This is a genomic window from Corallococcus llansteffanensis (genome assembly GCF_003612055.1).
Classification (GTDB): Bacteria; Myxococcota; Myxococcia; order Myxococcales; family Myxococcaceae; genus Corallococcus; species Corallococcus llansteffanensis.
The window spans coordinates 1-3315 of the sequence record NZ_RAWB01000817.1 but is presented as its reverse complement, the minus strand read 5'-3'; the positions used below and the strand labels follow the sequence as shown (position 1 = coordinate 3315).

Below are 3315 nucleotides of genomic sequence, written 5' to 3'. Positions count from 1 at the left end.
CCTTCGGGGTGGGGCTCCACTGCAGCGCTTCCTGGACGTAGGCCGTCGTGGCCTCGCGCGCCGCGGAGCGGGGATGGGGTGTGGTGCGGATGCGCTCCGGAGGCAGGTGCGCATGGCCCAGGGGCAGGGTGACGGTGAAGGTCGTGCCGTGGCCCTCCTGGCTCTTCACCCCTACCGTGCCGCCGTGCAGCCGGGCGAACTCCTGCACCAGCGCCAGCCCGATGCCGGTGCCCTCGTGCGTGCGCGACGCGGTGCCCGGCACGCGGTGGAAGCGCTCGAAGAGGCGGGGCAGCTCCGGCGCGGGGATGCCCGAGCCGGTGTCCTCGACCTCCAGCGACACCCAGCGGTCGTGCTCGTACAGGCGCAGTGTGACACCGCCCTGGAGCGTGAACTTGAACGCGTTGGAGACGAGGTTGAGGACGATCTGCTCCCACAGGTCCGGCGCCACGTACACGGGCTCCGACAGGCGCGGGCAGTCCACCGTCAGCTTGAGGCCCGCGCGCTCCATGGCGGAGCGGAAGCTGCTCGCCGCGTCCGTCGTCAGCGCGGCCAGGTCCGCAGGCACGAAGCGCTCCTCCTTCGGGCCGGCCTCCAGGCGCGACAGGTCCAAGAGCGCGTTCACCAGCTTGAGCAGGCGGCCCGCGTTGCGGTGCACGCGCTCCAGCTCCTTCCGGGCCGCGTCCGGCAGCGGGCCCGCGCGCCCGGCGAGCAGGTCCTCCGTGGGCCCTAGCATCAACGTCAGCGGCGTGCGGAACTCGTGGCTGACGTTGGCGAAGAACTCCGACTTGAGTCGATCCAACTCGCCCAGCTGCTCGTTCGCGGTGCGCAGCTGCTGGTTCGCCTCTTGAATCTGCTGGGCGCGCCGGAAGATCTCCCCCTCCATCTCGCCCGCGAGCGCCTGGAGCGCCGCGTTCTTGCGGCTCTGTTCGGCGTCCTGGTTCTTCAGCTGGACGAAGTCCGTCACGTCCTCGACGCGATGGATGAGGTAGCGCAGCGTCCCATCCCCGTCGAACACGGGCGAGTTCAGCGGGCTCCAGTACCGCACGTCGAACCCGCCGCCGTCCGCCTCGGGCCGGGGGATGTCGTACTTCTGGACCGCCATCGCGTCCGGGGCGCCCGTCTTCACCACGCGCTCCAGGGACGCGCGCAGGTTGGTCACCCCGGTGGCCGCCGGGTCGTCGGGGTTGTCCGGGAAGACGTCGAAGATGTGGCGGCCGAGGATGGCCTCACGCCGCGTCTGGGTGGCCCGCAGGTATGCCTCCGTCACCGCGACGATGACGAACCCGGGCGTCAGCACCAGGTACGGATTGGGCGAGGCTTCGAACAGGGCCCGGAAGTCAGGGGCCTGTGGCGGGTTGGCGGTCATGACGCGGCCTCGGAAGACGAGGGGCGCGATGGATTAAGCACTCACTCCGCGGATGGCCAGGGGGATGTGTGCATCCGCCCCGCGTTTTTCACCGGTGGACGCTTGGGGGGAAGTCCCCACCCGCGGCGAAGGCCTTCATGCCGCCGGGGCGGCGTCCGTGGAGCCGACGGACGGCGGGCTGGCGGCCGTGACGAGCGGGGGCGGCTGGGCCTTGAGGCGCGCGTAGTCGAAGCAGGCCACGGCGATGGAGGCCACCGGCACGGCGAACAGCGCGCCCCACAGGCCGAAGAGCCGCTCGCCCGCGATGAGGGAGAAGGCCACCACCACGGGGTGGATGCGCGCGGCCTCGCCCATGATCTTCGGGTTGAGGAAGTACGCCTCCAGCGCGTGGATGCCGATGATCCACAAGAGGAGCGCGAAGCCCTTCTGCACGCCGTCCGCGAGCGCGATGAGGATGATGGGCACCGAGCTGATGATGGTGCCGAAGATGGGGATGAGGCTGAAGAGCGTGGCGATGGTGGCGAGCAGGAAGGCGAACTTCACGCCGAACAGCAGCAGGCCCACCAGGGTGAGGCCGCCGTTGACGAGGCAGATGGTGAACTGGCCGCGCACCACGCCGGACAGCGACCGGTCGATGCGCGCCACCAGCGTCTTCGCGTCGGGCAGGAACTCCGCGGGCACGAGCGTGCCGAAGTAGCGGCGGATGGCCTGCGCGTCGATGGAGAAGAACGCGGCGACCATCAGGATGAAGAACAGCATGAAGACGCCGGCCAGCACCTCGCCGACGATGCGGCGCGACACGTTGACGATGTCCGCCAGGTTCTCGCGCACCAGCGACGTGCCCCGCGCCACCGCGTCGGTGAGCATCTGCTCCAGGTCCAGCGCGAGGCTGAAGCCGCTGGAGGTGCCCGCGGCCGCGCCCTCCATGGCCCGGTCCGACAGGGCCACGGGGATGCCGTACACGTTGAGCCAGGTCTCCGCGCGCTGCGCGAGCGTCTGCACGTGCTCCGGCGTGAGCGCGCTGGCGAAGCCCGCCATCTCGCGGCTGACGCGCACCACCTCGCGGTAGAGCTGCGGCACCAGCGCGACGAAGAACAGGTACACCGCGAGGAAGAAGCCCGCGTAGATGAGCAGGATGGCCACCCACCGGGGCACGGAGCGGCCGCCCAGGTTCCACCGCGTGATGCGCGCCACCAGCGGCTGCACCAGGTACGCGATGAGCGCGGCCCCCGCGAAGGGCATCACCACCGAGCGCAGGGAGAAGAGCACCACCGCGAGGGCCACCCACAGCCCCGCGAGGAGGAGCAGGCGCTTGCGGCGTTCATCGGGGGCGGAGGCATCCACGGGCTGCGACATGGGATGTCGGCTTAGGGCAGCAGGCTCCCTCCTGACAAGCTCCCGACAGAAAGCTTCGCGCAAAGGACGCCGCTCCTACGCCGACGAAGCGTCGTGGGAGCAGGCGGGCGACCGGCGCCGGTGCGCCGGAGCCTGGGGCTTCAGGCCTGGGGCAGCGGGGGCGGGGCGTCCAGCCGGGCCTCCAGCCGGTCCAGGCAGTTGCGCATCAGGGGGCGCTTGATGCGGCCCTGGGTGGCCTCGCCCAGGCCCAGCATCTGTTCGGTCAGCCAGCGGGTGAGGAAGAGCAGGGGGACCCGGTCGTCCGGGGAGAGGCCCCGCTCCAGGTAGCGCTTGTTGCGCACATAGTCGTCGAAGGCGTCGAACTCGCGCGCCAGGTCCCAGCGCGCCAGGCGCAGGGCCTCCGTGTAGACGGCCGGGTCGGGGCGGCGGGTGACGTCCGTGAACAGCGGGGCGAACTCGCCCAGGGTGGCCACATCCAGGTCCTGGACGGGCGGCGGCCACGCCTGGAGGTCCTTGGCGAGCAGCCGCGCCACCTCGTCCAGCAGGTGGTCCACGAGGGCGATGGGCTTGAGGTCGAAGAGGTGGTCCCAGCG

Annotated in this window: 3 protein-coding genes; all 3 read right to left on the bottom strand. The window is 71.0% G+C overall.

All coding sequences use genetic code 11. From position 1 onward, the window contains the following. A partial coding sequence (locus D7V93_RS40655; RefSeq protein WP_147451609.1) for a PAS domain-containing sensor histidine kinase occupies nt 1-1366 on the bottom strand: 1366 nt, incomplete at its 3' end. A gap of 135 nt (nt 1367-1501) precedes the next feature. Then, the gene (locus tag D7V93_RS40650; protein ID WP_120648375.1) at nt 1502-2722 is read right to left on the bottom strand and encodes an AI-2E family transporter; all 1221 of its coding nucleotides are present in this window, start codon (nt 2720-2722) and stop codon (nt 1502-1504) included. A gap of 140 nt (nt 2723-2862) precedes the next feature. Continuing rightward, a partial coding sequence (locus D7V93_RS40645; protein WP_120648374.1) for a hypothetical protein occupies nt 2863-3315 on the bottom strand: 453 nt, incomplete at its 5' end.

Coding starts and splice junctions, on each gene's coding strand:
- D7V93_RS40650 (WP_120648375.1), bottom strand. CDS start 2,722: ATGTCGCAGCCCGTGGATGCCTCCGCCCCCGATGAACGCCGCAAGCGC.